We start from the raw sequence: 4,582 nt of genomic DNA, 5'->3' as shown, positions 1-4,582 counted from the left end.
GGGCGGGGGCTGCGGGCGTCGCCGCCGGGGCCTCCTTCTTCCTGAAGACGCCGCCGAGAATCTTGCCGAGAATGCTCATTCGCCTGCTCCTGATGAGGGGATCGAAGCCCTTTCAGCGAATGAGGCGCAGCCCGGTTCCGTGAAGCTTGCACGACGGGCCTTCCACGCCGCCGTTCGCCCCTCCCTCGCCGTCATCCTCGGGCTTGACCCGAGGATCGGGCCATCTGTCTGCGGGGCATCGGCAAGACAGAGCACGCCGTTGAACTCGATCCTCGGGTCAAGCCCGAGGATGACGGCGGAGATGCAGGTACAGGTGCGGCGCAGATGTCGGGGATCGTGCGCTCAAGCAGCGAGGCTCCGCGAGCCGAGCGATAGCGCACTAACAATGCCGCATAAAAAAAGCGCTCAAGTCGTGAGCGCCCGCGGCGCGAACATAGCGCCCTAAGAATAAGGTGGAGACCGCGACCCGAAGGGGAATTCGTTGTGGCTGCTGCCTTCCGGCCCTGACCAGGTTGGCGAAGCCTTCGCCCGCGATCTCCGAGAGGGGATATGACGGCGGACGGCGCGGGAATCAAGCCCTCCCCTGCACGCGTCGTCGGGGCTATGAAGCCTCATGCCCTATCGCAACGTCTTTTCCGGCAATCCGCTCGACCGCTCCGGCGACCTTCGCAACGACGCCGCCTGGCTGGCCGAGCAGGAAGCCAATCCCGAAGCCCTGGCCATGATCCTGTGGGAGGGTCGCCCGCTGATCGAAACCCATGAGGGGGCCGAGCGGCTGGTCTGGCTGTCGCTGGGCCATGCACGCGACCTGGCGCGCGACCGCGACGTCTTCCTCGGTCTGTGGAAGGGGGCGCCGGTCTTCGCCGCCGAGTTCGAGGGCTCCATCGACCCGACCAGCGGCCCGGCCGGGGGCCTTGGCCGTTTCGTCGAGATGCGCGAGGCGGCGGTCGTCCTGCCCGAGGCCGACGCCGGCATCGCCGCCACGGCCAAGAGCCTGTTCGACTGGCGCCGTCGTCACGGCTTCTGCGCCGCCTGCGGCAAGGCGTCGGATCAGGCGTCCGGCGGCTGGAAGCGTGTCTGCCCGGCCTGCGGGACCGAGCATTTCCCGCGCGTCGACCCGGTCGTCATCATGCTTCCTGTCTACAAGGGCGGGGCTGAGCCGCGCTGCCTGCTGGGCCGTCAGGCCGCCTGGCCCGCCGGTCGCATGTCGGCCCTGGCCGGCTTCATGGAGCCGGGCGAATCGATCGAGGAGGCCTGCGCCCGCGAGGTGATGGAGGAGGCCGGTCTGACGGTGTCGGACGTACGCTACCACTCCAGCCAGCCCTGGCCCTTCCCGGCCCAGCTGATGATCGGCCTGATCGCCGAGGTCACGACCGACGAGGCCGCGCCGGACCAGACCGAGCTGGAGGCCGTCGCCTGGCTGACCCGCGGCGAGGCGCGCGCCGTTCTGGACGAGCCCCACCCGACCATCCAGGCCCCGCCGCCCTACGCCATCGCACGGCGGCTGCTGGAGACCTGGGCGCGGGGCGAGGGCTGAATTTTTTCTCCCCATTTCGTGGGGAGGTGGCGCGGAGCCGCAGGCGACGTGACGGAGGGGCCGCTTGGTTCCGCTGTCGCTAAGCCCCTCCACCACTTCGTGGTCCCCCTCCCCATTTCATGGAGAGGAAAACGCTTACAGGATCTGGGCCGCTTCTTCGAAGTCGAGGCGGGGCGAGCGGGGGAACAGGTTCTCGTCCGTGCCGTAGCCCAGGTTCATGATGAAGTTCGGCTCGACATTGCTGTCGGGGAAGAACTCGGCCTTCACCCCCGCCGCGTCGAAGCCCGACATCGGACCCACGTCCAGGCCCAGGGCGCGCGCGGCGATGGTCAGATAGCCGCCCTGCAGCGAGGCGTTGCGGAAGGCGGCTTCACGACGGCCGGCCTCGTCCGGGAACCAGTCGCGGGCGCCCGGCGCGTGCGGGAACAGCTTGGGCAGGGTGTCGTGAAAGTCGATGTCCTGGGCGATGATCAGATTGACCGGCGCGGCCAGGGTCTTGGCGCGGTTGCCTTCGGCCATATGCGTCGACAGCCGGGCCTTGGCCTCGGGCGAGGTGATGAAGACGAAGCGGGCCGGGGTCATGTTGACCGCCGTCGGGCCGAATTTGGTCAGGTCATACAGCTTGCGGATCAGGTCTTCGGACACGGGGCGGTCGCTCCAGCCGTTGCGCGTGCGCGCCTCGGTGAACAGCTGGGCCAGAACGGCGTCGGAAACCGGAAGGTCGCGGGCGGAAAGGGCGTCAAAGGCCATCAGGGCTTCTCCAGAAAACTGATTGGTAACTTCAGTTGTGGCCAATTAGGCTTGCGCGACTCCGTCGTCAAGAGATCGGCAACCGATTTTGTGACGAATATGGAGGGGGCGGGCGCGACAGGCTTTCTTCGTCAGGGTCTGGAGCCGCGCGGCGCTTGGCCCTATCTAGGGCGCATGAAAGACCTCAACGCCCTGATGCAACAGGCCCAGGCGATGCAGCAGAAGCTGCAGGACGCCCAGGCGAAAATGGCCGAATCCACCGCCGAGGGCACCTCGGGCGGCGGCCTTGTGACCATCGCCCTGAAAGGCCCCGGCGAGATCACCTCGGTGAAGATCGACGACAGCCTGATGGCGCCCGGCGAGGGCGAGATCCTGGCCGACCTGATCGTCGCCGCCCACGCCGACGCCAAGCGCAAGCTGGACGAGATCAACAACGCCCTGATGCGCGACGCCGCCGGGCCGATGGCCGGGATGAACATCCCCGGAATGCCGAAACTCTTCTGATGGCCGCCTCCGCCGGGCCGGAAATCGAACGGCTCATCAGCCTGTTGGCCAAGCTGCCGGGCATGGGGCCGCGCTCGGCCCGGCGCGCGGCCCTGGCCCTGCTGAAGCGGCGCGAGCAGCTGCTGGTCCCGCTGGCCGCCTCCCTGGCCGAGACGGCGGACAAGGTGGTCAACTGCTCGGTCTGCGGCTCGCCCGATACGCGCGATCCCTGCTCGGTCTGTGCGGACCAGAGCCGCGACAACGCCCTGATCTGCGTGGTCGAAGAGGCCGGCGCCCTGTGGGCCATGGAGCGGTCGGGCGCCTTTCGCGGCAAGTATCACGTCCTGGGCGGCCTGCTGTCGGCGCTGGACGGCGTCGGCCCCGAACAACTGCGCATCGCCGAACTGATCGGCCGTGCGAAGGGCGGAGAGGCGAAGGAGGTCGTGCTGGCCCTGCCCGCCACCGTCGACGGCCAGACCACGGCGCACTATCTGGCCGAACGCCTGTCGGCGGCGGGGGTGCAGGTGACCTCCCTGGCGCGCGGCGTCCCCGTCGGCGGCGAACTGGACTGGCTGGACGACGGCACCATCATCCAGGCCCTGCGGGCGCGACGGCCCGCTTAGGGCCTCCGTCTCTTCATCCGCCGCCGCATCACCCGATCGCCCAGCGCCTCGGCGTATTTCAGGGTGAAGGCCAGGGCGGCGGGATTGCCGCGCCGGGGACCGACCGAATCGGCCATCACAGCGCCGCGCTCGCCGAGCGGCCGGGGCGCGCCCGTGGTGGTGTCCAGCGCGGTCTGGTGTTCGATCTCGGCGTTCAGCCGCGCGCCCATCAGGATCACCTGCACCGAGAACCAGGTCCACAGCAGAAAGCCCATGGCCGCCGCCAGCGGGCCGTAGGAATCGGTGCGCACGAAGGTGGTCAGGAACCAGCTGAACAGGAAGGACACCAGCAGGCTCAGGCTGGCCGCGAACAGGGCCCCCGGCGTCAGCCAGCGCCAGCGCGCCCGCGCCCGGCTCGGCCCGTAACGATAGATCAGGGCCAGCGCCCCGGCATAGCCTAGGAACAACAGGGGCCAGCGCAGCGGCGCCAGATAGGCCCACTCGTCCTCCAGGCCGAACACGGCCAGCACCACGGGCACGCCGACCACCAGGGCCGAGCTCAGCATCACCGCCGCCATGGCCGAGACGGTGAAGCCCATGCACACCAGGTTGTAGATGACGATATTGCGCCGCTCGACCTCGTGATAGGCGAGGTTCAGGCCGTAGAAGAGGGTCTTGATCCCCCCGTTGGCCGCCCACAGCGTCAGCAGCAGGGTCCAGATCAGGGTGAAGGTCAGCTGGCCGGTGGAGCTGCCCGCCAGCCGCGTCATCTCCGCCCCGAGAAACTGAGCCACGTTCGACGGCAGCACCTCATAAAGGAAGCTGAGTTGGCCCCAGGCGTCGGCCGGATCGGCGAACAGGCCGTAGATGGTGACGAAGGCGCCCAGCGTCGGGAACAGGGCCAGCAGCAGGAAGAAGGTCACGCCCCCGGCGACGAAGCCGACGCGATCGCCGAAATAGCCCATGACCGTGCGCCACAGGATGTCGACCCAGCCCTTGTGCGGGATCTGCAACGGCCGCTGGGCCAGGCGGCCGCGCCCGGGCTCTTCGGCGTCATAGTCCTCGGGCGTGGGATCGCGCGGGGGCAGGGGCTCGGGCCGCTCGGGCCGCAACTCCAGGCCGAAGCGGTGGCCTTGAGTGTAGAGCAGGTGGGCCGCCGTCGCGCCTGTCGCCAGTCCGCCCGCCGCTGCGGCCAGATAGCGCAGCAGCC

At 68.9% G+C, this 4,582-nt stretch carries 5 protein-coding genes and 1 other RNA gene; 3 read left to right on the top strand and 3 right to left on the bottom strand.

Going from position 1 to position 4,582, the window contains the following annotated elements; translation table 11 throughout:
* Nucleotides 1-448: 448 nt before the first annotated feature.
* An RNA gene (gene ffs, locus BDIM_RS17290) (signal recognition particle sRNA small type) lies at nt 449-542 on the bottom strand.
* A gap of 71 nt (nt 543-613) precedes the next feature.
* On the opposite strand from ffs, the gene nudC reads away from it, so the two are divergent.
* The gene (gene nudC / locus BDIM_RS14065) at nt 614-1,537 is read left to right on the top strand and encodes an NAD(+) diphosphatase (protein ID WP_003166262.1); all 924 of its coding nucleotides are present in this window, start codon (nt 614-616) and stop codon (nt 1,535-1,537) included.
* Nucleotides 1,538-1,672: 135 nt separating this feature from the next.
* Here nudC and BDIM_RS14060 read toward each other — a convergent pair whose 3' ends face one another.
* Nucleotides 1,673-2,287, bottom strand: a complete 615-nt coding sequence (locus BDIM_RS14060) for a malonic semialdehyde reductase (RefSeq protein ID WP_050796741.1) — start codon at nt 2,285-2,287, stop codon at nt 1,673-1,675.
* A 174-nt stretch (nt 2,288-2,461) separates the two neighbouring features.
* On the opposite strand from BDIM_RS14060, the gene BDIM_RS14055 reads away from it, so the two are divergent.
* Both BDIM_RS14055 and recR read left to right on the top strand, forming a co-directional pair.
* A complete protein-coding gene (locus BDIM_RS14055; protein ID WP_003166260.1) occupies nt 2,462-2,791 on the top strand; it encodes a YbaB/EbfC family nucleoid-associated protein in 330 nt (109 codons plus the stop codon).
* Nucleotides 2,791-3,393, top strand: coding sequence for a recombination mediator RecR (recR, locus tag BDIM_RS14050; RefSeq protein WP_003166259.1), 603 nt, complete (start codon nt 2,791-2,793; stop codon nt 3,391-3,393). Before BDIM_RS14055 ends, recR begins: the two co-directional genes overlap by 1 nt.
* Here recR and BDIM_RS14045 read toward each other — a convergent pair.
* Nucleotides 3,390-4,580 carry a YihY/virulence factor BrkB family protein gene (locus BDIM_RS14045; RefSeq protein ID WP_040346278.1) on the bottom strand — a complete coding sequence of 397 codons (1,191 nt, stop codon included), beginning with the start codon at nt 4,578-4,580 and terminating at the stop codon, nt 3,390-3,392. The genes recR and BDIM_RS14045 overlap by 4 nt on opposite strands.
* Nucleotides 4,581-4,582: the final 2 nt, after the last annotated feature.

The sequence above is a fragment of the Brevundimonas diminuta ATCC 11568 genome (assembly GCF_000204035.1).
Lineage (GTDB): Bacteria > Pseudomonadota > Alphaproteobacteria > Caulobacterales > Caulobacteraceae > Brevundimonas > Brevundimonas diminuta.
This window is presented reverse-complemented; position numbering and strand designations above follow the sequence as displayed.